Origin of the sequence: Agrobacterium sp. MCAB5 (assembly GCF_052114365.1) — a bacterium.
Taxonomy (GTDB): Bacteria; Pseudomonadota; Alphaproteobacteria; order Rhizobiales; family Rhizobiaceae; genus Agrobacterium; species Agrobacterium tumefaciens.
The window spans coordinates 1-566 of record NZ_JBFREP010000164.1 but is presented as its reverse complement, the minus strand read 5'-3'; the positions used below and the strand labels follow the sequence as shown (position 1 = coordinate 566).

The 566-nt window shown below is 59.4% G+C and carries 1 protein-coding gene; it reads left to right on the top strand.

The genetic code is table 11. The features are described 5' to 3' along the window. Window positions 1–566: lipoprotein N-acyltransferase Lnb domain-containing protein (locus tag AB4Z23_RS28000; RefSeq protein ID WP_441361242.1), on the top strand; the 566-nt coding region annotated here is incomplete at both ends.

Below are 566 nucleotides of genomic sequence, written 5' to 3'. Positions count from 1 at the left end.
GTGGAGGACAGATGGAACTCGGAACGGGAGGAACTGAACGTCCTGGTTTGGACAGCGACGGGCTCCATCGCCGATCCGGACCGGCGGATCCTGATCGATCGCTATATTGCCGCCGTAGACAAGAACGGCGTCATTTCCACGGGGCATGCCGCCCTCGAAATGCCGCCGGACATCTATGTAAGCCACTATCCGGCAAACGATATCGACCACAATCCAGACGACTTTCGTGCGCTCCTTTCTGCAGGGCACGAAAACGACGTGGCGGGTCGGTTCAACGTATCTCTGGAGCAAGAGGCAGCGGCCTGGTGCATGCCAGACCAGAAGGTGACGTTCCACCGGTTCCGGCCCGAGGCGGTGCGCCACTTCTGGACGCTCTACTCGCGAGACAATACCTATAACCTGACGGCGCGCAATTGTTCGACCACTGTCATCCAGGTGCTGGATGCAGCGACAGAAGGCGCATCGTCCAAAGGAAGGCTCCTGCGCGATCTGATCGTACTCCTGTCCAATCCGCAATTCTGGCTGTTGAGGGTGGTACGTGGCCGAGCGGAGGCGATGACATGGAC